General features: G+C 68.5%; 19 protein-coding genes, 4 pseudogenes and 1 CRISPR repeat array. Of the genes and pseudogenes, 16 read left to right on the top strand and 7 right to left on the bottom strand.

What is annotated here, in order from left to right:
• The first annotated feature begins 140 nt into the window (after nt 1-140).
• The 4 genes from ABH926_RS35720 (at nt 141) to ABH926_RS35735 (ending at nt 2,845) form a co-directional block, all read left to right on the top strand.
• The gene (locus ABH926_RS35720) at nt 141-542 is read left to right on the top strand and encodes a hypothetical protein (RefSeq protein WP_370361008.1); all 402 of its coding nucleotides are present in this window, start codon (nt 141-143) and stop codon (nt 540-542) included.
• A gap of 207 nt (nt 543-749) precedes the next feature.
• Complete coding sequence (locus ABH926_RS35725; protein WP_370370380.1) at nt 750-1,850, top strand: nitric oxide synthase oxygenase; 1,101 nt, start codon at nt 750-752, stop codon at nt 1,848-1,850.
• On the top strand, nt 1,838-2,122 hold the full coding sequence (locus ABH926_RS35730) for a hypothetical protein (protein ID WP_370344817.1): 285 nt from the start codon (nt 1,838-1,840) through the stop codon (nt 2,120-2,122). Before ABH926_RS35725 ends, ABH926_RS35730 begins: the two co-directional genes overlap by 13 nt.
• Nucleotides 2,123-2,209: 87 nt before the next feature.
• On the top strand, nt 2,210-2,845 hold the full coding sequence (locus ABH926_RS35735; protein ID WP_370370381.1) for a hypothetical protein: 636 nt from the start codon (nt 2,210-2,212) through the stop codon (nt 2,843-2,845).
• A 35-nt stretch (nt 2,846-2,880) separates the two neighbouring features.
• Here the strand turns inward: ABH926_RS35735 and ABH926_RS35740 are convergent, their stop codons facing one another.
• On the bottom strand, nt 2,881-3,852 hold the full coding sequence (locus ABH926_RS35740; RefSeq protein WP_370344815.1) for a magnesium transporter CorA family protein: 972 nt from the start codon (nt 3,850-3,852) through the stop codon (nt 2,881-2,883).
• A 164-nt stretch (nt 3,853-4,016) separates the two neighbouring features.
• Here ABH926_RS35740 and ABH926_RS35745 point away from each other — a divergent pair, with 164 nt between their 5' ends.
• The 6 genes from ABH926_RS35745 (at nt 4,017) to ABH926_RS35770 (ending at nt 10,128) form a co-directional block, all read left to right on the top strand.
• Nucleotides 4,017-4,763, top strand: coding sequence for a GNAT family N-acetyltransferase (locus ABH926_RS35745; RefSeq protein WP_370370382.1), 747 nt, complete (start codon nt 4,017-4,019; stop codon nt 4,761-4,763).
• A 270-nt stretch (nt 4,764-5,033) separates the two neighbouring features.
• Entirely contained in the window at nt 5,034-5,105 is a 72-nt protein-coding gene (gene kdpF, locus ABH926_RS35750; protein ID WP_370370447.1) for a K(+)-transporting ATPase subunit F, read from the top strand.
• Nucleotides 5,105-7,270, top strand: coding sequence for a potassium-transporting ATPase subunit KdpB (kdpB, locus tag ABH926_RS35755; RefSeq protein WP_370370383.1), 2,166 nt, complete (start codon nt 5,105-5,107; stop codon nt 7,268-7,270). The genes kdpF and kdpB overlap by 1 nt, the downstream gene beginning before the upstream one ends.
• The gene (locus ABH926_RS35760; RefSeq protein WP_370370384.1) at nt 7,267-8,136 is read left to right on the top strand and encodes a potassium-transporting ATPase subunit C; all 870 of its coding nucleotides are present in this window, start codon (nt 7,267-7,269) and stop codon (nt 8,134-8,136) included. The genes kdpB and ABH926_RS35760 overlap by 4 nt, the downstream gene beginning before the upstream one ends.
• A gap of 1 nt (nt 8,137) precedes the next feature.
• Complete coding sequence (gene kdpA / locus ABH926_RS35765; protein WP_370370385.1) at nt 8,138-9,799, top strand: potassium-transporting ATPase subunit KdpA; 1,662 nt, start codon at nt 8,138-8,140, stop codon at nt 9,797-9,799.
• Nucleotides 9,800-9,915: 116 nt separating this feature from the next.
• Nucleotides 9,916-10,128 (top strand): hypothetical protein, encoded by a 213-nt coding sequence (locus ABH926_RS35770; protein ID WP_370370386.1) that lies wholly within the window; start codon nt 9,916-9,918, stop codon nt 10,126-10,128.
• Nucleotides 10,129-10,203: 75 nt separating this feature from the next.
• Here the strand turns inward: ABH926_RS35770 and ABH926_RS35775 are convergent.
• Nucleotides 10,204-10,484: pseudogene (locus ABH926_RS35775) on the bottom strand (sensor histidine kinase); the annotation flags it as partial.
• A gap of 1 nt (nt 10,485) precedes the next feature.
• Between ABH926_RS35775 and ABH926_RS35780 the strand changes: the two are divergent.
• A complete protein-coding gene (locus ABH926_RS35780; RefSeq protein ID WP_370361035.1) occupies nt 10,486-10,671 on the top strand; it encodes a hypothetical protein in 186 nt (61 codons plus the stop codon).
• Here the strand turns inward: ABH926_RS35780 and ABH926_RS35785 are convergent.
• Nucleotides 10,668-10,931 carry a DUF4118 domain-containing protein gene (locus tag ABH926_RS35785; RefSeq protein WP_370370387.1) on the bottom strand — a complete coding sequence of 88 codons (264 nt, stop codon included), beginning with the start codon at nt 10,929-10,931 and terminating at the stop codon, nt 10,668-10,670. The two genes, ABH926_RS35780 and ABH926_RS35785, sit on opposite strands and share 4 nt — an antisense overlap.
• A 253-nt stretch (nt 10,932-11,184) precedes the next feature.
• Here ABH926_RS35785 and ABH926_RS35790 point away from each other — a divergent pair, with 253 nt between their 5' ends.
• The 4 genes and pseudogenes from ABH926_RS35790 to ABH926_RS35805 all read left to right on the top strand — a co-directional run bounded on the left by ABH926_RS35790 (nt 11,185) and on the right by ABH926_RS35805 (nt 13,988).
• Nucleotides 11,185-11,472, top strand: a complete 288-nt coding sequence (locus tag ABH926_RS35790; RefSeq protein ID WP_370370388.1) for a hypothetical protein — start codon at nt 11,185-11,187, stop codon at nt 11,470-11,472.
• Nucleotides 11,473-11,542: 70 nt separating this feature from the next.
• Nucleotides 11,543-12,040 carry a universal stress protein gene (locus tag ABH926_RS35795; protein WP_370370389.1) on the top strand — a complete coding sequence of 166 codons (498 nt, stop codon included), beginning with the start codon at nt 11,543-11,545 and terminating at the stop codon, nt 12,038-12,040.
• 491 nt (nt 12,041-12,531) lie between these two features.
• Nucleotides 12,532-12,657, top strand: a pseudogene (locus ABH926_RS35800) (magnesium transporter); the annotation flags it as partial.
• Between the two features lie 101 nt (nt 12,658-12,758).
• Nucleotides 12,759-13,988, top strand: a complete 1,230-nt coding sequence (locus ABH926_RS35805) for a hypothetical protein (protein ID WP_370370390.1) — start codon at nt 12,759-12,761, stop codon at nt 13,986-13,988.
• A 132-nt stretch (nt 13,989-14,120) separates the two neighbouring features.
• On the opposite strand, the pseudogene ABH926_RS35810 reads toward ABH926_RS35805, so the two are convergent.
• Nucleotides 14,121-14,968: pseudogene (locus ABH926_RS35810) on the bottom strand (transposase family protein).
• Nucleotides 14,969-15,211: 243 nt separating this feature from the next.
• Here ABH926_RS35810 and ABH926_RS35815 point away from each other — a divergent pair.
• A pseudogene (locus tag ABH926_RS35815) lies at nt 15,212-15,748 on the top strand (helix-turn-helix domain-containing protein); the annotation flags it as partial.
• Between the two features lie 45 nt (nt 15,749-15,793).
• Here ABH926_RS35815 and ABH926_RS35820 read toward each other — a convergent pair.
• The 3 genes from ABH926_RS35820 to ABH926_RS35830 form a co-directional block, all read right to left on the bottom strand.
• Nucleotides 15,794-16,992, bottom strand: a protein-coding gene (locus ABH926_RS35820; protein ID WP_370370391.1) for an IS3 family transposase whose coding sequence is annotated in 2 segments (ribosomal slippage) — nt 15,794-16,725 and nt 16,725-16,992 — 1,200 coding nt in all. Because the reading frame shifts where the segments join, the coding sequence is not laid out codon by codon here.
• A gap of 339 nt (nt 16,993-17,331) precedes the next feature.
• Nucleotides 17,332-18,691: a CRISPR direct-repeat array (repeat unit 29 nt; unit sequence GTGCTCTCCGCGCAGGCGGAGGTGGTTCG).
• A 232-nt stretch (nt 18,692-18,923) separates the two neighbouring features.
• Nucleotides 18,924-19,220: a multiprotein-bridging factor 1 family protein gene (locus ABH926_RS35825; RefSeq protein ID WP_370370392.1), complete on the bottom strand. Its 297-nt coding sequence runs from the start codon at nt 19,218-19,220 to the stop codon at nt 18,924-18,926.
• Nucleotides 19,221-19,807: 587 nt separating this feature from the next.
• Complete coding sequence (locus tag ABH926_RS35830) at nt 19,808-21,328, bottom strand: ISL3 family transposase (protein WP_370370393.1); 1,521 nt, start codon at nt 21,326-21,328, stop codon at nt 19,808-19,810.
• Between the last annotated feature and the right edge of the window lie 32 nt (nt 21,329-21,360).

A 21,360-nucleotide genomic window follows, 5' to 3' on the forward strand; every position in this document is an offset into this window, starting at 1 on the left:
TTGGCGCTCGTCGCGCTGGCTGGCGCCGGGGCCCAATCCTGGTGGGGGTGGTGGTGGAGCAACCCGGTCGCGGCACTCGTGATCGCGTGCTTTCTTGTTCGCGAGGGTGTTAAGACGATGCGTGGATAAGGCTTACTCACATGAACGTTCCTGCACGCGGTGCCTGGACGCGGCTCGGGATAGGCCGCAATGGCGGTCCGTTGCGTGACGAGGGGCCGGCGGTCTGGCTTCAGATCGGCGAGTTCTACGCGGACAGCCGCGGCTTCGCCGGGACCACCGCCTTCGACGGCGAGGCCGTGAGCTTCCGCCACGAGGTCGGCGCGCCGGGGGAGGACGTGGGGCGATTGGCTGTGGCCGGAGACCACCTCATCGAGACCGGCACCAATCCTGACGGCAGTACGTTCTTCGAGGTCTGGCGGCCGTTGCCGGATGACGGCTGCGCCGGCGGCGCGTGGCTCAGCGCGAGCGCGCAGATCGTCCGCGTCGGTCGGCACGTGGTCCACGTCGACGGAACGGGCGGCACGTACTGGTCCCTGCCGTGAGATGACCTCACTATCACTCCCGCAGGGTTTTGATTGTCATATGCGACCTATGCGATCGCTATGAGCGATCTTCCGCGAGGCCGGAACTCCTTGTAACTTCCGGGTTACCGAATGCTCTCGCTGTAAGAAGGCAAGGTTGACGTGAGTGCTGACAACGTTCTTTCGCCGTCCTGCCCCGCCGCGGGCCACAAGCCCCAGCGCGGTTCCATGCCCGACATCACCACGGAGGCTGAGAACTTCCTGCTGCAACTGCGCTCCGAGGGAATCAGCCTTGCCCCGGACCGCATCGACCAGGTCCGGTCCGAGATCCAGGCCACCGGCAGCTACCGGCACACGGTCGAGGAACTGCGCTGGGGAGCCCGCATCGCCTGGCGCAACACCCCGCGCTGTATCGGCAAGTTCTACTGGAAGGCGCTGGCGATCTGCGACATGCGTCATCTGACCACCGCCGAGGAGGTCTTCGCCGCGCTGGTCCAGCAGCTGCGCGAAGCCTTCGACGGCGGCCGGGTGCGCCTGCTGATGACCGTCTTCGCGCCTCGCGAGCCCGGTCGCGAGGGCATCCGGATCTGGAACTCGCAGCTGGTCCGGTACGCCGGGTACCGCCAGGCCGACGGCTCGGTGCTCGGCGACCCGGAGACCGCCGACCTCACCGAGCGGTTCACGGCGATGGGCTGGGACCGCGGCAAGCCCGGACGCTTCGACGTCCTGCCGATCGTCATCCAGATGCCCGGCGAACCCCCGAGGCTGTTCGACCTGCCGGCCGACGTCGTCCACGAGATACCGCTGACCCACCCGACCCTCGACTGGTTCGCCGACCTGGGCCTGAAGTGGCACGCCTTCCCCAGCATCAGCGACCAGTGCCTGCGCATCGGCGGTGTCGACTACACCGCGGCGCCGTTCAGCGCCTGGTACACCGCCGCCGAGATCGGCGCCCGCAACCTGTCCGACACCGGCCGCTACGACATGCTCCCGGAAGTGGCCCGGGGGATGGGCCTGGACACCAGGACAGATCGCACGCTGTGGAAGGACCGCGCCCTGGTCGAGCTGACCGCGGCCGTCATCCACTCCTTCGAGCAGGCCGGTGTGTCAGTCATCGACCACCACTTCGCGACCCGGCAGTTCGTCCGGCACGAACAGCGCGAGCAGGCTGCCGGCCGGGACACCGCGGCGCACTGGGAGCTCATCGTCCCACCGATCGGCGGATCGGCCACTCCGGTCTGGGACCGCCGCTACGAGCCGACGCTGGTGTGCCCGAACTTCTTTCCGCAGGCAGCCCCCTCGGTGGGAGAAGCCTCGTGGGAGAGCTGATACAGATCGGCGCGGCGCTGTGCATCCTCGCGGCGTTCACCTTGAACCAGCTCGGGAAGGCAGGCCAGAAGTCCCTCGGCTACCTGGTGCTCAACGCCGCCGGGTCGGGGGTGCTGTGCGAGATCGCGGTCGCGCAGCACCAGTGGGGGTTCACGATGCTCGAAGGCGTCTGGTGCGCCGTCTCCCTGGTCAGCCTGCTGTACGGCCGGGTCGGGCGCTCAAGGGCGCCGGATCGAGATCGGCCCGGGTCTATTTCGCGAAATTCCACGTAATCTCGTCGAGTATTCGAGCGCCGCGCGAACCCGTTGATTCCGGACATACCGCGTACTATTGCAGGAGAGATCCTCCCAGGAGGAGACATGAGATACGCCCTCCCGATCATCCTGTTCCTCGCTCTGGCGACCCTCATCGTCACGGCCCCGCGCATCGGCCCTTGGCGGGCCCGCCGTCAGGCGCACGCGCTGGCCCGCGATCTGGTCCAGACCGAGGGGTTCACCGCCTCGCCCGACATCGAGCACGAGATCGCCGCCGAACACGCTCCCCCCTTCCACTACGGGACCGCGCACAACTTCGAGGACGACCTCATCGGCACAGTGCACGACATGCCGGTGTCCACGGGCTCGTACACCTGCCACTACAACGGCGAGACCCACCGCTACGGCGTGGCGCTCGTGAGCCTGGACCACGACGTCGAGCGCGTCGAGGTCCGCGACGGGCCCGCGTTCGCCACGGCCTGGGTCATCGACGCACCGCCGCAGCACCGGATCCGCACCGGCACCCCGGCGTTCGACGAGCGCTTCGAGACCTACACGCCGGACCGCACCGACGACCGCATGGTCCTCGCCCCGGACGCGCCGGCGTTGCTCACCGGGGTCGCCGAACCGTTCAGCATGCGGGCCGAAGGCCGACGCCTGCTGCTGTGGCGCTCACCCGGCTGGTCGTCACCCGAGGCGCTCGAGGAGGACGTCACCACGGCGGTGGCCGTACTCGCCTGACGCCGGGACGCGGGACACCGGGACCGGGCCGCGCCTCAGATCCAGTCCTTGCGGCGGAACACGGTGAACAGGATCACGGACAGTCCGATGGTGACACCGGTGGAGGTCCAGAACCCGGTGTGCGTGCCGAAGCCGGGGTAGGGGACGTTCTGGCCGTAGAAGCCGGTGACGGCGGTCGGCACCGCGATGATTGCGGCCCAGCTGGTGACCTGTTTCATGATGACGTTCAGCCGGTTGGAGCGGATCGTCAGGTGCGTTTCGAAGATCGCGGTGATCAGGTCCCGCAGCGACTCGGTCCACTCGGTGGCGCGCAGGACGTGGTCGTAGACGTCCTGGAAGTACGGCACTATCTCGGGGTCGACGATGTGCAGGTCGCGGCGCAGGACGGCGTTGACGACCTCGCGCATCGGCATGACGACCCGGCGCAGGGTGACCAGCGACTTGCGCAGCTCGAAGGTGCGCCGCTGCATCTCGCTGTCCTTCGGCTCGCCGTCGAACAGCTGCTCCTCCAGCGCCTCGATCTGAGTGTCGAGGGTCTGCACGGCGTCGAAGTGCGTGTCGACGACGAAGTCCAGCAGCCCGTACAGCAGGAATCCGACGCCGTACTTGACCAGGTCCGGGGAGGAATCCCAGCGCTCGACGACCTTGTCGATCCGGAAGCCCTCGGTCTTGCGGACGGTGACCAGGGCACCGGTGGTGATGAACGCGGCGACCTCGTGCTTGACCAGCTGCCCGGACACCTCGTCCAGGTCGACGGCGTACGCGGTCAGGAACAGGTGGCTGGCGTAGCGGTCGAGTTTGGGCCGCTGGTGCTCGTGGACGGCGTCCTCCACCGCCAGCGGGTGCAGGCCGAGTTCCTCGCTGACCGCGGCCAGGTCTTCTTCAGTGGGCTCGCACAAGTCGAACCACACCACGGAGGATGGATCGGCCAGGTGCTCGGAGATCTGCGCGGGGTCGAAGTTCTCGGCTTCCAGCACGCCATTGCGGTACAGACGGGTGCGCGACATGGGCGTCAGCCTAACCCGGCGCCGGGGCGGGGCCGGCGAGCAGCTCAGCGTGCGGCCGGGATGACGACGTCCCAGCGGCGGCCCGCGGTCGGCCAAGGCATCGCAAACCCACCGCTCACGAGTCGCCGCTTTCCCCCGTGGAGCCGCTTCGCCAAGATCGATCCATGCCGGATTCGCAGATCCTCCCGAGCGTACGGGAAATGTGGGCCCAGATCGCCGCATCCCCTGTCGTCTTCCCGGACAACGGAATCAGCATCGTGACCTCCCCTCGGTCGCGGATGTGCCCGCCGGGATGGGTCGGCCTCGTGCTGCTGGCCGGCGCCGGAATCGGAACGGCCCCGGATGACGCGACCGCCGACGCAGTCCGCACGGCACTCGCCGACTGCCCGCCGGAGCGGCTCCGTGATCCGTCGGAGGCCGCCAAGGTGCTTCCTGCGGGCGAGATGCTTGGGCCCGTGACCCTGGCTTATCTCGCATCGGACTCGTTCCGCCCCTCATCCGGTCCTGCTGTCGAACAGCTTCCCGCCGACCACCCCGACCTCAAGGCTCTGGAAAACCAGTGCGGCCCCGAGGAACGCCACGAGGCGAGCATCGGCGAACTCACCTCGCCGGTGTTCGCCATCCGCGAGGGCCGCGACATCATCGCCGCCGCAGGCTACGTGGCCTGGCCGCGCGCCACCGCCCACATGGCCATCCTCACCGCGCCCAGGGCCCGAGGACGAGGCCTGGCCAAAGTGACCGCCTCCAGCGCCGTCGCGCATGCCGTCGCAGCCCGGATGCTGCCGCAGTGGCGCGCGCGTGCCGGCGTCGCAGCAGGTGGCTCGCGCCTTGGGGTTCGCCGAACTCGGAGTGCAGATCCGTCTGAAGATTGCTTGACGTCCAGCTGCACACCGACGCCCGGGAGCCGGTGACGGCCGACCGGGGAACACCATCGGCGCTGTGCGGACGACCCGCGAGGCGAGCATCGGCGCCCGAATCCGCACGGCTCGCAAGCGTTGCTTGTGAACGCTGTCACGACGCAGGTCACGGGGTCGTCGATATGCGTTTGTGACCTGTTGGCGATTGCCCGGGTCACGCTTGGATCGCGTTGGGGACGGGTCCGGAACCGTCGCGCGGTGCTGTGCTGAGCACATGAGCGGACACATGTTCCGGCGGGCTGCGCGGTGAGCGCCGGCACCGTCGTGGGGCTGATCGTCGGGGTCGGCCTGCTCGTCTATCTCGTCTTGGCCGTCCGATATCCGGAGAAGTTCTGATGACCCTCCAGACCACTGACAGACCCGGGGCTGCGGCTCTCGGCGCACCGCCTGATACCGGGCGGTCTCATCGGGTCGGGGCTGGGGCTCTGCGCCCCGAACAGCTTGTCACCGCGCTGCCGGAGGCGCTGCGCAAACTGGATCCGAGGGTCCAGGTCCGAAACCCCGTCATGTTCGTCACCGAGGTCGGCGCGGCGCTGACCACGGGCCTGGCGATCTGGCACCCGTCGTGGTTCGCGGCCCTGATCACCGCGTGGCTGTGGCTGACCGTGGTGTTCGCCAACCTGGCCGAGGCGGTGGCCGAGAGCCGGGGCCGGGCCCAGGCCGACAGCCTGCGCCGGACCCGCACGCAGACCACGGCGCGGCGGCTGGTCGACTGGCGGCCCGGTACTGACCCGGTCACCGAGGAGGTGTTCGCTGAGCACCTGCGCCGCGGCGACCACGTGGTCTGCGACGTCGGCGAGCTGATCCCGGGCGACGGCGACGTGGTTGAGGGCGTGGCCAGCGTGGACGAGTCGGCGATCACCGGCGAGTCGGCCCCGGTGATCCGGGAGTCCGGCGGGGACCGGTCGGCGGTCACCGGCGGTACCAGGGTCCTGTCCGACCGGATCGTCGTGCGCGTCACCTCCGATCCCGGCCAGAGCTTTCTGGATCGGATGATCGCCCTGGTCGAGGGCGCCAAGCGGCAGAAGACCCCGAACGAGCTGGCGCTGAACCTGCTGCTGGTCGCGCTGACCTTCGTCTTCCTGGTCGCCGTGATCACCTTGCAGCCATTGGCGATCTTCTCCAAGCAGGCCGTCGGCTCCACCCCGGACTCCGCGGCGCTGAGCGCGAACGGCGTCACCGGCGTCGTCCTGGTGGGCCTGCTGGTCTGCCTGATCCCGACGACCATCGGCGCGCTGCTGTCCGCGATCGGCATCGCCGGCATGGACCGTATGGTGCAGCGCAATGTGCTGGCGATGTCCGGACGGGCTGTCGAAGCGGCCGGTGACGTGCACACCCTGCTGTTGGACAAGACCGGCACCATCACCTTCGGCAATCGCCGTGCCTCGGCCTTCCACCTGCTGGGCGGTACCAGCGAGCGTGACCTGGCCGAAGCCTCGTTGCTGGCCTCGCTCGCCGACGAGACGCCCGAGGGCCGGTCCATCGTCGAATACGCCCGCGAGGGACACGACTTCGCCGGGACCACCTCGGATCGCAGCGGCGGAATCCTGGTCCCGTTCTCGGCGACCACGCGGATGTCAGGGGTCGATCTGGAACACCCGCAGGAGCGCAAGCTGCGCAAAGGCGCGGCCCGTTCGATCGCGGCATGGGTACGCCAGAACGGAGGGGAGATCCCCCGCGATCTGGAGACGGTGGTCGACGCCGTCTCCGCCAACGGATCCACCCCGCTGGCCGTGGCCGAGGCGGTGGACGGCACGGCTCGCGTCCTCGGCGTCATCGAGCTCAAGGACGTGGTGAAGCCGGGCCTGGCCGCCCGGTTCGCCGAGCTGCGCACGATGGGCATCAAGACCGTCATGATCACCGGCGACAACCCGGTGACGGCCCGGGCCATCGCCGCCGAGGCCGGGGTCGACGACTTCCTGGCCGAGGCCACCCCCGAGGACAAGCTCGCGCTGATCAGGGCTGAGCAGGCCGGTGGCAAGCTGGTCGCGATGACCGGCGACGGGACCAACGACGCCCCGGCGCTGGCGCAGGCCGATGTCGGCGTGGCCATGAACACCGGCACCTCGGCCGCCAAGGAGGCCGGGAACATGGTGGACCTGGACTCCGACCCCACGAAGATCATCGAGATCGTGGAGATCGGCAAGCAGCTGCTCATCACCCGGGGCGCATTGACCGCCTTCTCCATCGCCAACGACGTCGCCAAGTACTTCGCGATCCTGCCAGCCATGTTCGGCGGCGTGTATCCGGGCCTGAAAGCCCTGAACATCATGGGGCTGCACTCGCCGCTGTCGGCGATCATGTCGGCGGTGGTGTTCAACGCCCTGATCATCGTGGCCCTGATCCCGCTCGCCCTGCGCGGAGTGCGCTACCGGCCATCGTCCCCGTCGGCCCTGCTGTCGCGGAACCTGTGGGTCTACGGGCTCGGCGGCCTGGTGGCTCCGTTCCTGGCGATCAAACTGATCGATCTCGGCCTCGTCCAGTTCCTCCCCGGGATGTGAGAACGGTGCGTACATACTTTGCGGCACTGCGCGTGGTCGCAGTACTCACTTTGGTGGTCGGGCTGCTCTACCCGCTGGGCATGACGGCGTTCGCGCACGCGCCGGGGCTGCACCATCCGGCCGAGGGATCGCGGATCGCCGATTCCAAGGGCAACGAGGTCGGGAGCTCGCTGATCGGCCAGAGCTTCACCGACGCTCAGGGCAACGCCCTGAAGCAGTACTTCCAAACCCGCCCCGACGGTGAGGACCCGACCGCCTCCGGCGCGAGCAATCAGGGCCCTGGGAGCATCGTCGACACCCCGCCGACGCCCGGACAGCCGGACACCGGCAAGCCGAGCCTGTTGACGACGGTGTGCACCCGCAGCCTCAAGGTCGGAGCGCTGGAGGGAGTGTCCGGGGCACGGCCGTATTGCACGCCCGACGGCGTCGGCGCCGTTCTCGGGGTCTACTACACCGGCGGCGACACCGGCACGGTGACCAGGGTCGTCAGCCTGAATCAGGCGTGCCCGGCCACCCCGTTCCTGGCGGCGTACCAAGGCGTCAAGGTCGAGTGCGCCAAGCCCGGCGAGGACTACAGCGCGGCAGTGGTGACGCCGATCCGCGGCGGCGCCCCGGCCGATCCCGCCGTCCCCGCCGACGCCGTGACGGCCAGCGGCAGCGGCCTGGACCCGGACATCAGCCCCGCCTACGCACGGCTGCAGGCGCCTCGGGTCGCGAACGCGCGGCACCTCCCGCTGGCCACGGTTCTGGACCTGGTCAAGACCCATACGACAGGCAGGGACTTGGGCTTCCTGGGCAACCCGGCGGTCAACGTTCTGGAGCTCAACGTCGACCTGGACCGTCACTACCCGGTGAAGGCGAGCTGACATGACCGTCTACGGCTGGCTCCAAATCGTCTTCCTGATCACGGTGCTGGTGGCGGTCCACGTGCCGCTCGGCGACTACATGGCCCGCGCCTACACCGGCACGAAGCACTGGCGCGTGGAGAAGGCGATCTACCGGATCTGCGGCGTCAACCCGGACGGTGAGCAGGACGGGCGCAGGTACTTCGGCGCCCTGATGGCGTTCACCCTCATCGGGATCGCAGCGCTGTTCACTCTGTTCATGCTGCAGAACCGGCTGCCGTGGGACCACGGCCACCCCGGACTGCCCTGGCAGCTGGCGCTGAACACCGCGGTCAGCTTCACCACCAACACCAGCTGGCAGAACTACGCCGGCGAGTCCACGATGGGCCACCTGTCGGTGATGGCCGGCCTGGGCGTGCAGGCCTTCGCCTCGGCGGCGGTCGGTCTGTGCGTCGGGCTGGCGCTGATCCGCGGTCTGACCCGGCACGGCACCCGCGACCTCGGCAACTTCTGGGTGGACCTGATCCGCTCGATCGTCCGGATCCTGCTCCCGCTGTCGATCGTCGCGGGCCTGGTCCTGATCGGGCTCGGCGTCGAGCAGAACCTCAACGGGACGCAGCTGTCGAACACCCTCACCGGCGGCGCGGGCTCGCAGAAGATCATCGGTGGCCCGATCGGCTCGTGGGAGCCGATCAAGCTGATGTCCGGCGACGGCGGCGGGTTCTTCAACGCCAACTCCGCGCACCCGTTCGAGAACCCGAGCGCCTGGAGCAACACGATCGAGATCCTGCTGATGCTGCTGATCCCGACAGCTTTCATCCGCACCTTCGGTCGCATGATCGGCTCGCTGAAGCACAGCTGGACGCTGCTGACCGTGGTCGGGATCCTGTTCGGCCTGCTGGTGCTCGGCGCGAACCTGGCGCAGAGCGTGCACACCGGCACCGTGGCGCAGGCAGTCGGTGGCAACGTCGAGGGCACCGAGGTCCGCTTCGGCACCCCGGGCTCGACGCTGTTCGGGGTGGCGGCCACCGGATCGGCCGACGGCGCGGCGAACGCCTCGTACGACAGCTTCTCCTCGATCGGCGGCGGGGCGCTGATGGCCGCGATGATGCTCGGCGAGATCGCGCCCGGCGGCACCGGCTCGGGGCTGTACGGCCTGATCATGATCGTGCTGATCGCGGTGTTCATCGGCGGCCTGATGATCGGCCGCACGCCGGAGTACCTCAGCAAGCGGATCGGCGTCGGCGAGATGCGGTACGTCGTGTGCTACGCGCTGGTCGCCCCCACTCTGATCCTCGCGGCCTCGGCCGTGGCGATCGCACTGCCGGCCGGCCGGGCCGCTATGGGCAACTCTGGAGCGCACGGCCTGTCGGAGATCGTGTACGCCGCCACCAGCACCACGCAGAGCAACGGCAGCGCGTTCGGCGGCTTGTCCGGCAACACGCCGTTCTACAACCTGGGGATGTGCGTGACCATGTTCGTCGGCCGCTATCTGCCGATGGTGTTCGTCCTGGCGCTGGCCGGCCGGCTGGCCGAGCAGAAGCCGGTCGCCGTCACCACCGGGACGCTGCGCGCCTCCGGGCTCAACTTCGTCGCGCTCGCCACAGGCGCGGCGATGCTGCTGGCGCTGCTCAACTTCCTGCCGGCGCTCTCCCTGGGGCCGCTCGCCGACGGAATGCACTAACGCAAGGGCGGCCGTGTGGCGAGAGTTCATCGCCTTTCGCCACACGGCGGCTTGCATGTCCATTTCAGGCGCGATTTCGCCTGGCTGTGTCTGGCCACGCTGATCGTGGTGAGCCGTTGTACCAGCCGGACCGGGGCGGGAAGACCGACGGCGTGTTCAGCGTGGACGGCGTCAGTGCGCTGCTGCGCCTCCTGGAGCATCTGAGCCTGCGTGTGGAGGATCGCCTGCTGCTGGTGTGGCACCGCGACGGCTGGTCTTCGCCGGACGCCCTCGTCCAGGCGGTGACCGCCGCGACCGGGCTGGCCGACCGGATGCGCCTGGTGAGCTGACGGCTTGGACCGCGTCCCCACGCCGCGCTGATCTGATCGCTCGGATCGCGCGGCGCGGGTCGATCCGGCCGGCGGCTACGTCGCGCCCGGTGCGCTTGGTGCGCTGTCGGTCCATCTCGGCAGCGTGGTCACCATGGTCAGTCCGCGACCGGGCGTCTCCTCCGGGACGAGTGTCCCCGACATCGCCTCGACCAGCCCGCGGGACAGGGCCGGGCCGAGGCCGACCCCGGTGGTGTTGTCCCGGTCGCCGAGGCGCTGGAACGGGGGAAGATCCGTCCGAAGTCCTGGGGCGGGATGCCCGGCCCGCGGTCGATGACGCGCAGATCGACGGTGTCGCCGTGAGCGCTGGCGCACAGCATGGCGCCGGTCGTCGAGGTCGCCGCGACCAGGCGCCACGCGCCCGGGTCGGCGCACTCCAGCAGCGCCGCCGACTCCATCCCGAACGTCTCGCGGAACCGCCTCGACAGCGCACCGATCGCCTCGTCCCCGCGCGGGACCGCCACCGCGAACTCGGGAAAGGGCTCGGCCTCGGCGGAAGCCTAGGCGGCCCGGCGGGACTGCCTGGCCGCCAGATCCACGACCGAGGCGACGGTCAGACCCACCACGACGAGGACCACTAGGGCGATGAGGTTGTTGCCCGCGGCGATGGTGAGTCGGTAGAAGGGCGGGATGAAGTAGCAGTTGAGCAGCAGCGAGGCGGTGACCGAGGTGAACAGGCCGCCGATCCGCGCCACCAGCACCCCCCGGCGGCCATCCGCTCCCTCGAAACCGCGCCCCGTGGACAGTAGAGCCGTGCGGTGCATGCTCGGCGGACTCCTCTCGAACACCGGAAAGCGCTCATCACGCTGGCGTGCTGTTCGACGGCGGCCGGGGGCACAGCCTCTTCGACGCCGGCCTGCGCCACCCCTTGATCCCCCACCGTCCACACTGACCTCGTCGTGGCTGTGCGGGCACCGGCCAAGGGCGACAGGGCCACGAAGCCGTCGTAGTCGAGCACGTCGAAGACCGCCGCGCGAGAGTCGCAGCCGCTCGTTAAGCAGAATATTGATACGACGGATGCAGGTGACCGAGCTTGCTCGCGTCCGGCGCGGCGGCGGGCGTCCATCTCAGCAGGCAGCCGCCCTGTCCGTCGTTTTCCAGATCGAGGACGACGCGGTCCTCTGGCCGGTCGAGCTACAGCGACGCCCATATCACCTGGCTGAACGCGGTGGACTTGACGGCCTGCGGGGCGACCTCGTCGGCGAGCAATTCCAGTCACGGCTGAGCTCGGACATCGTGCGCATCGGTCCGACCGACCTTGGCGTTTTGCCAGGATTTCATGTGCACCGCGTGAGTTTCGGCTAGATCCGGCATCCGGTGTGATCGACTGTGATGCACCGGGTCAAGGGGAATTTGAGGAACAGAGGAGGCGGCTATGAGCGCGCGTGTCTTCGTCGGGGTTCACGGTTCGCTGGGCAGCTTGCAGGCATTGCGCCGCGCGGTGGCCGAAGCCCGGGAGCGGCGGGCGGTACTGGTGGCTGTGCTGGCCTGGACGCCGCCGGGTGGGGAGGCGGCGTACCGGCGCGCACCCTGCCCTCCGCTGCACAAGGTGCAGCGAGAGCTGGCCGAACAGCGGCTGACCGACGCCTTCGACGCGGCGCTGGGCGGGATCCCCACCGGCCTGCCCGTCGAAACACCGGTGGTGTGCGGACCGCCCGGTCCGGTCCTCGTCTCGCTGGCCGCCCGTCCCGACGACCTGCTCGTGGTCGGAAGCGGCCGGATAGGTGTGCTGCGCAGAGCATTCGGCCTGCAGCCACCGGTGGTTCGGCACTGCTCGATGCGGGCGGCGTGCCCGGTGCTGGTGGTACCTCCGTCCGCGATGGTACGAGACCTGCGGCGGCGCCCACTACAGCGTGGGAAGGCGTCGGTCTGACCGTCGGCGCCGGACGGCACGGACCAGAGTCACCTGGCCCGGGCCTTCGCCGCGCGGCCAGGGCGCGACCGGTGGGCGCCTCGCCGACCGAGGGCGCCGCGTCCTGGATCCGGACCGCCGGTCACATCCAGATTCCAGCGGTTGTGATTGGAAGCCGACGGCCACTGGGCGGCATTGTATGAGGACGTCGCAGAGGTGCTCGCGGATTGGAGCCGAAACGGAATGGGCGTCGAGCTGATTACCTGCTGGCTGTCCTGGCAGCGAAGTAGCAGCCTGCGACGCGCGCACCTGTACGAGGCCGACGACTGTCGACGGCCTCGTACACATCCGGCGCCTATTCGCCGCCGCCCTTGTCCCCGCTGTCTTCATGGCGAGCCTGCTTGACTTCGCGGGCCAGGGTCCATGGGGCCGCGGCCCCGCAGCCGCCACGGGCAGAGGATCGCCACGATGTCCTTCGGCGGGGCGGTTCTTCCTGACGGCTCGTCACCGGCTTCTACGGCCAGAACGTCCCCTACCTTGGCTTCGGCACCCACATCGGCTTTTGGACCTCTACAGGCGTCACCATCGGTCTGTCCATCATTTTTTTCTTCGTCTTCCGCCGCAAGGACTGGATTTAGCCGCGCGACGCGACTGAGGTAGCCGGGATCACCGAGCGCGCTTGCAGGTAGGCGATCCAGGCTGCCTGGGTCCGGTTCGCCCAGTGTTGCGCAGTGGAGATGTGCAGTCCCAGGAGATCGGCCGGCACCGGAGGCGGGAGCTCGGCGGCAAGGTTGATCGATGCTGCTGCACGGGCCTGGTCACGGTGCTGGATGCCGTGTGCTGGTTCCCTCTTGGGCGGTCGGCACGCTGCTGGGACATCGTCATCCCGGCCGCGCAGGGGCCAATCCGCACGCCGCGCAAATGCCGTGCCCGATCGCAGGACACTAAGATCGCATGCGTGTCGATATTGGTGTCCGCGGTGACAGGTTTCCTGTCGGGCGCTCTCGGTTCGATCTTGGTCTACCGCGTTCTGGTGCGGCCTCGCGGCCTCGCTCCAAGCGTGACCGGTGAGCTCGCCACCGCCGTCGCCGACTTCGAACGCCAGCTGGACGGTCTGGAGTTCAACCCGGAGGCCGAAGGCGTGACGGCCGACATGCGCGCGCAGTATGCCAGAGCCCGCGCAGCCTGCAGCGATGCCGTGAACGCGATGCCGAACCGCAAGTACGTGCTCCCGGCGCTGGGCCGGGGGCGGGACGCGTTCGTGCGCCTGGAAGCGATGCGCAACGGTCGTCCGGTACCGCTGGAGAATCTCTCCCGGGCCGAACTTGGAGGCTTCGGGAAGCAGACAGCTTTAGCGGCGACCGATGCGCGATTCACTTGGAAAGGCAAGAGCAGGCAGGCCGAGTTCGTTCTCGACCGTCCCGAGGCCGGGCGCCCAACCCTGGTGCGGCTCTCTGCCAGCGGGGCTGGCTACGTTTTCGCGACGGCCGCAGCGGTGGAGCGTACAGCTGAGCGTGTCAGGGACCACTCAATGTTCTATGCCGATGCCCATGGCCCTGCTTTCGCTGTGGTCCCCGTGGCCGTCACTCATCTGCGCGTCGAGCCGATGAACTCCACGACGTGGGTTGTCACTGCTCTCCCGCGTGATCTGCTGCCGACGACCGACAGCGTCATGCGTGGAAAGGGGGCCATGGCGTTTCATCACCGAGGGGACGCCGTTTCCGTCGTGCTCCAGGTGCGGGGCGGAGGCGGAAGGGTCGATTTCTACGCGGACTGCGATTGCCGGGGGGACATCTGTGAAGACGACTCGATGCATCGCGGTTTCGCCTCGGGCGGACGGTCTTTCTTCAGCACCGTTACCAAGGAGTATCGCGAAAACGGGTTTCTGCCCGACAAACCCGGTGTGATCGTCGTGGATATCGAGGGGGCATGGTCGCTGGACGTGGTGGACACCGAGCCCGGGTCGTAGCGCGCCGGGACCCGGACGGGATCTCGCATTCTTCGAGAGTGGCGGGGCGGCGGCGTGCCGGGTCCCGTGCCGAAGATCTTCGCACCCTGGTGTCAACGGTGTAGACATGGAGCCATTCCGCGTAACTCTGCATTACGTTGTGTGACGGGCGGGCAGGGGGCGGTCGTGTTCGAGGTGGAGCAGGACGAGGGCGGCCTTGGCGATCGCGCCGATCCGCCAGGGGCATACGCGGACTCGTCGCAGGGCTTTGAAGGTGGTCTTCAGTAGTGAGTTCGCGCGTTCGGCGACGCCGTGAACGCCTCGGACGATCAAGTTGTACTGTTTGTGCGCCTCGGACAGCTCGACGTCCTTGGTCTTCTTGACCGGCATCCGCAACGCGGGGCCGGCCAGGCCTTCGTAGCCGAGATCCGTCAGATGAGCATGTCCTCGGATGCGGCCTGCTCCAGCGCCGGCATCAGCCCGGCGGCGGCTTTCGCGCAGGTGGTGTCGTGTTCCCGTCCGGGTCGGACGCCGGACACCCAGATCGGCCACCCGGTCGGGTCCGACAGCACCTGGACGTTGCCGCCGTGGTGCTTGTGTTTCCCGGACCACCACAGATCGGCACCGTTGGGTCCGGGGTGCGAGCAGCGGTCGGTGAGTACGACGGTTCCGTCCAGGTTCAGGTGCCCGTGACCGGCGGCTTTGGCCGCAGCCATCGCCTCGGACAGGTCCGGGGCGCAGGCGGCCAGGGCAGCGATGCCCTCGTGCAGGTAGTCGTAGGCGGTGGACTTCCCGATCCTGTTGTCGACGGCGAGTTGCGCCACCCGGGTGCCGTCCAGGAACCACCGGATCACCAGCACGGCCTGGCGGTAGCAGCCCAGCGCCCGCCGGCCCTTCCGGGTGCCAAGTTCGATCCGGCGCAGCATCAGTAACCGGGCGAGGAAGAACACGGTGTCCTCCCTGACGTCGAGCACGGCGGTGTAGGTCACGACGGTGTCCATGCGAAGCCTCGCGGTAGGAGGGTTACCGACGAAAGGGCCCGGTTCGCAGTGACGTAAGTCGCGGAGGTCCGGGCCTGATCGCTTTTCATGGATGAGTTCGGCCCGCCGTTGAGGCTGTCGGAGGGCAGTAGCGCGCGTGCCCTCCGGCTGTGTTCGATGGCCGACGAGCCGTGATCCTTGTCCTGGTCAGAAACTCGGCTAACCGGCCTAACCTGGGGTGATCCCGTGGCATGATCGGGGTCTGTGGCCGTCGGTCTGCTCTACCGGATCTTGGTGAACCTGCTGTCCTGGCTGGCGTTGCTGGCCCGTTCGCAGGCGTCGAAGAATGCCGAGATACTGGTGTTGCGGCAGGAGGTAGCGGTGCTGCGCCGCACGAATCCGAAGCCGAGGATCTCCTGGACCGACCGGGCCGTGCTTGCTGCGCTGTCCAAGCTTCTGCCCAAGACACTGCGCGGCCACCGGATCGTCACCCCGGGCACGCTGTTGCGCTGGCACCGCCGCCTGGTCGCGAAGAAGTGGCGCCAGCCGAGGTCGCCGGGCCGGCCGCCGATCAGCGATGAACTCGTCCAGTTGATCGTCACCATGGCACGGGAGAACCGAACCTGGGGTGTGGTGCGGATCCAAGGCGAGCTGCGCCGCCTCGGACACCGCGTGGCCGCGGCCACGATCCGCAAGGTCCTACGCGCCCACCGGATCCCGCCGCCGAAACACCGCGACGACTCCTGGCGCATATTCCTGCGGGCCCAGGCCGATACCTTGTTGGCCACCGACTTCTTCCACTGAGGGGCTCTACGAATTTCGGACAGTCGATCCGCTGGTCGGAGCCTATGCTGCGGTCAGCTCGAGCCGTTCCCGGTATACCTCGATCGGTGGCCGGTATCCCAGCTTCGAGTGCAGCCTGCGTTGATTGTAGAAGAGTTCGATGTATCGGACAATGTCACGCTCCGCATGCTTTCGGGTCGGGTAGACGGTGCGATAGACGCATTCATTCTTCAGTGCACCGTTGAACGACTCGGCCATGGCGTTGTCCCAGCACACCCCGGTCCGCCCGGCGGACGGCCGGATCCGTAGTTGCCGCAGCCGAGCACGGAACTCGGCGCTGCTGTACTGGGCCCCGCGGTCGGCGTGGAAGACCGCCTGGTCGGGCAGACGGTGTCGGGCCGCGGCCATGTCGATCGCCTCGATGACCAGCGAGGCGCGCATGTGGTCGGCCATCGCGTAGCCGAGCACCATCTTGGTGGCGCAGTCCAAGACGGTGGCCAGGTAGACCCAGCCGGCCCAGGTGCGGATGTAGGTGATGTCGCCGACCATCACCGCCCCCGGCGCCGCGCCGTCGGCGTCGAAGTCCCGCCCGACCAAATCCGGGGTGTGCACCGCGTCTGGGTCGGCGATGGTGGTGGTGCGCCACGGCCGGGGCTGGCATGGCATCAGACCCAGGTCCCGCATGATCTGCCGGACCAACTCCGGCGAGGCTTCGATGTCCTGCCTGGCCAGGTGGGCGTGCACCCGCCGGTAGCCGTAGGCGCCGTCTCCGGCGATGTGGAAGGCCTCGTATATCAGGACCGCCAGTTCCTGGCGCCGCTGTGCGGTAGCCGAGGCCGGCCGCACCCGCCAGTGGTAGAAGCCGGAGCGCGAGACCTGCATGACGTCACACAGCAGGTCGATGGCATGGTTGGTCTTCTCCGCGTCGATGAACTCGTAGCGGGCTACAGGTGATCCTGCGCGAAGAAGGCCGCCGCTTTTTTCAAGATCAGCTCGCGCTCGCGCAGGCGCCGGTTCTCCTTCTCCAACTCGGCCACCCGGGCTGCCAGATCCGCAGCCGCCGGGCCTGTCTGCTCGGTACCGGCCGCCGCCGCACGCTCGTCCCCGTACTGCTCGCGCCACGCCTTCACCCAGCGCCGCAGCGTGCCCTCATAGATCCCGACCTGGTTCGCAACCTCGTCGACCCGCCGGGACCGCTCCACCACCTCGCGCACCGCCGAGTCCTTGAACTCCTGCGTGAAGTGCCTGTAACCCTTCGCCACCTGTACTGCCTCACCTTCCGAAACAGACCTTACATCACGATCTGTCCAGAAAGTTCAGAGCACCCCAGTTCGAAGCTGAGGTGGAGAAGGCACGTGACCGGCTCGCCGACCTAGACTATTCCCCGTTCTGACTCAAGCTCACGACCAAGGGATTATGAGTCCCCTGTATATTCTGGTTTCAGGCAGCCTTCGAGCTGCAGCTAAGTGGCCTCGCGGGCGGCATGCGGATGGGTTGTGCCGCGTATGTGCCGCGCTGCATATATGCATGCGCAGCGACCGCCGTCTACCGAACTACAACGCGTAGACCAGCCGCGGGCGACCGACCGCTTGGCGCACCACCTCCGCCTATGCGGTGAGGACGACCTGCGGGACGTTGCCCGCGTCCACTGGGGCGCACCACCTCCGCCTGCGCGGAGAAAACGGGGGGTTCAGCCGCCAGGTCAGCCCCATGCCCGCACCACCTCTGCCTGCGCGGAGAGAACTTGATCTTGCGCGCGTCGGCCAGCGCGTTTTCCGCGCCACCTCCGCCTGAGCGGAGAGAACTACCCGAGCCGCTTCGTCCACGAGGTCATCGTCGCACCACCTCCGCCTGCGCGGAGAGAATCGCGACGCGTCGTGCGATCGCGGGATCCAGATCGCACCACCTCCGCCTGCGCGGAGAGAACTTGCGTCCGAACATCCGGCCCAGCAGGCCGCGCGCACCACCTCCGCCTGCGCGGAGGTGGTTCGTACGGGACCGGGTCGGCGCCGGCGGCGATCGCGTGCTCTCCGCGCAGGCGGAGGTGGTTCGGTGACGCGGATCCTGCCCGAGCGGGCCGACCGTGCTCTCCGCGCAGGCGGAGGCGGTTCGCAGTGCAGCGGGCCGGGGACCACCGTGGACACGTGCTCTCCGCGCAGGCGGAGGTGGTTCGGAAGCCGCCGATCACGGGATGGCCGGCTTCCAGTGCTCTCCGCGCCGGCGGAGGTGGTTCGAACCCCCTTCTTCGTCGGAGACGGCTTCGCCGGTGCTCTCCGCGCCGGCGGAGGTGGTTCGGTCTCTCATGGCGACGTGATCAGCAGGATTGCGTGCTCTCCGCGCAGGCGGAGGTGGTTCGCGCGATGCCGGAGGTCTCGTTGATGCTGTGCGGTGCTCTCCGTGCAGGCGGAGGTGGTTCGGAGGCTGCTTTGACCGCGCGCACCGTACCCACGTGCTCTCCGCGCAGGCGGAGGTGGTTCGATGTCGAAGTTCGCCGCCGAGGTCGAGCGGCGGTGCTCTCCGCGCAGGCGGAGGTGGTTCGCACGCCGCGCACGACGGCGTCGCCCAGACCCAGTGCTCTCCGCGCAGGCGGAGGTGGTTCGGCGGCGTAGGGCGCCGGGCTGTCGTCGCCGAGGTGCTCTCCGCGCAGGCGGAGGTGGTTCGACCGGTGTCTGGTTCCACATCAAGGGCGAGCAGTGCTCTCCGCGTAGGCGGAGGTGGTTCGTACTTGCCGTAGGCGTTGGCGTAGGCCGTGGTGTGCTCTCCGCGCAGGCGGAGGTGGTTCGCCGTCCGTGCTTTCCTGCCCGGAGTGCGCGGCGTGCTCTCCGCGCGGGCGGAGGTGGTTCGCGAAAGGACGTGCGCGCGGCCGGCGCCGTTGCGTGCTCTCCGTGCAGGCGGAGGTGGTTCGTCGGACGCCGTCCTTGGGTTGCCCAGCGAGGTGTGCTCTCCGTGTAGGCGGACCTGCCGGGGATGGACGTCGTGGGGTTCTGGTTGTCCTTGGTGGACACGCGCTCGACGAACGCTGAACGTCGGGGACGGGAGTCGGCCTTGCTGTAGCCGGGCAGGTCCGACAGATCAATAGGTGGTCCAAAAGGAGAATTCATGGCGATTCCTGATCCATGGAAGTCCTCGGGGCCCGCAGGCAAGGCACGACGCTGCCACAGCCCCGTTGGAAGGCGGGCGAAGGCGTCGAGAGTTAAGACGCTGCGGGGGACCCCGCCAGGCGCAGCCGATCGTTCGGCAGCAGCAGCGTGCCGAGCGCCCTCTCCAGGCGTGCGATGGTTGCCAGGTCCGGGTAGACCTCGCCCCGGACAATCCGACCGACCGCCGTCGCGTTCAGGCCCGCCTCAGCGGAGACGGCCCGGTGGGACAGGCCGCGGGCAGCGGCGGTGTTGTCCAACACGCGGGCCAGGGCCAGGGCGTAGTGGACGCCGACCGGTGCCTCAGGAGCCGGCACCGCGCTATGCGGCCAGGCTCCTTCGGTGTAGGTCATGGGCCCCTTGTCGCCGCGCACGTCGCTCCCAGGAATCCGTTCGCCCACTGTCTCCTCCTCGACATGATTCCGTATCGGTCCGGCAAGATGCGAGATGACCTCAAGTGTGATGCATATATGCATCAAGTGGCGTGGAGATCGTTCTAATCACCCGCTGGTGGGCGGCGCCTCTTCAGCCCGGAGCGGCGAGCTCCGGCGCAGACGCAGGTGTCTCAATCACCGTCAACGCTGCCACCCGCCGTAGGACTCGATCGTCGGCGCTAGGCGATCCGCAGGTGCGGTTGACTGTCGTCGAGCTGCTGCACCACGTTGGTGTGAAGTGCCGTGTAGCTGGCGAGCTAGCGGGCAGGGCATCGGTGTGAGTGACGCACTTCCACTTCCGGGCTGCTGCCACTTCTGCTTCGAACCGGTGACCCGACGCCAGAAAGCGGTCGTTTTCGAGGGGCCGAATCTGCGCTATCCGGAGCTTGGCGATGACACGGCCGTTTTCCATACCCGCCAGTGTCAATGGACAGTTCAAGATCCCCAACGGCGGACAGATGAGCTGGTTCTGGCGCTGATCTTGTGATCCGCCGCGTTCGTGATCTTCAGGCGCAGATCACTCGCTTACGCAGCAGGTCGAACTTCGCCCGGCCATACATCTGGCGTTTCAGCATCTTGATGCGGTTGACGTGGCCTTCGACGACGCCGGAGCTGAAAGGCAGCGTCAGGCCGGCGGTGACAGCGGCGTGGTCTTGGGCGATACCCCTGGTGAACGGGATCAGGTCGGGCAGCTCGGCGATGCGGACCTCGGCGATCCAGGCGTCGAGCAGGTGTCCGTCGAGGTTGACCATCATCTTGGCGAAGTCTGTGACCAGCCCGGACAGGTCGTCCAGTTCCGGGCAGCGAGCCAGGACGCCTTTGAGCCGTTGCTGTTCGTCGGCGGACAGGCCCTCGGGGTGGCGGGTCAGCCAGCCGGTGGCGTCCCGTACCGTCGGCGGCACCGGGACCGCCGGGATCTTCGCGGCCTGCTTGCGGTAGGGCGCCAGGAACCGGCGCACCGTGCGGTCGGTGGCCTCATAGCCCAGGTCGCGCAGCTCGGCGGTGATGACGACGGCATCGGTGATCCCGGCGTTCCAGCGCTCGATAACGTAGGGCTTGAAGCCGTCCAGCACGCTGGGCCGGGTGACCCCGCCCATGAGCTGGGACGGGTCGTCGGCGTCGGCGTAGCGGCGCACGGTCTTGGCGTCCCAGCCGAGCCTGCGCTGGATTTTCGTCAGGGTCGCGCCCTGTTCCAGCAGCTCGTGGACCATGCGGTGCCGTTCGATGGTGCGGATGGCCAGCGGCGAGGTGGTCGCTTCGGTCGCGGCCAGGTCCAGCGCCGCCGCAGCGGGCTCCGCGACCGGTTCGCGCAGGCAGCCGCGGTGCCGGGCGACCGTCTTCTCCACGGCCTCGCACAAGTTGTTCCACAAGTGCCAGCGATCAGCCACTTGAAGTGCGTTGGGGGCGCCGAGTCGGGCAGCCTCGGCGTAGGCGCCAGCCCGGTCGCGGCAGATGACCTCGACGCCGGGATGCGCCAGCAGCCACCCCGCAACCGGGTCCGCGGTGCGCTCGGGCAGCAGCTCGACCGGCCGACGCGTCGTCATGTCTATCAGCACCGTGCCGTAGACGTGGCCCTTGCGCAGGGCGAAGTCGTCGATCCCCAGAACCTGCGGGCCGGTCGCCGACTGGCTCTCGGGCAGCGCGCGGATCCGCCGCAGCAGGGTGTGCCTGCTCACCGCGATGCCGAGCTTTGCGGACAGCCGCGCTCCGGCCCGGCCGGCCAGCGCCAAGCCGATCGCGTCGAACTCGCCCAGTAGCAGCGGCGTGAACCGGGAGTGCGGGCTGGTCAGCCCCGGTATCTGCTCGGCGAACGTAACGGCCGGACAATCCGGGTTCCCGCAGCGGAACCGCCGGACCGTCAGATGGATCACAACGCCGACGCCGCCGAGCGCGACGTCCCGCAGCTTGCGCACGTACCGGCCATGGACGCGCCCCGTGGCATCGCCGCAGTTCGGACAGGCCGCCGAGTCGCCGCGAGCACGAGCACCCAGCACCACCGACCCGACGCCGCGCTCGATCTGCTCCACGACAACACCTGCAAGGTGCGGCAGAAGTTCAT

Origin of the sequence: Catenulispora sp. GP43 (assembly GCF_041260665.1) — a bacterium.
Taxonomy (GTDB): Bacteria; Actinomycetota; Actinomycetes; order Streptomycetales; family Catenulisporaceae; genus Catenulispora.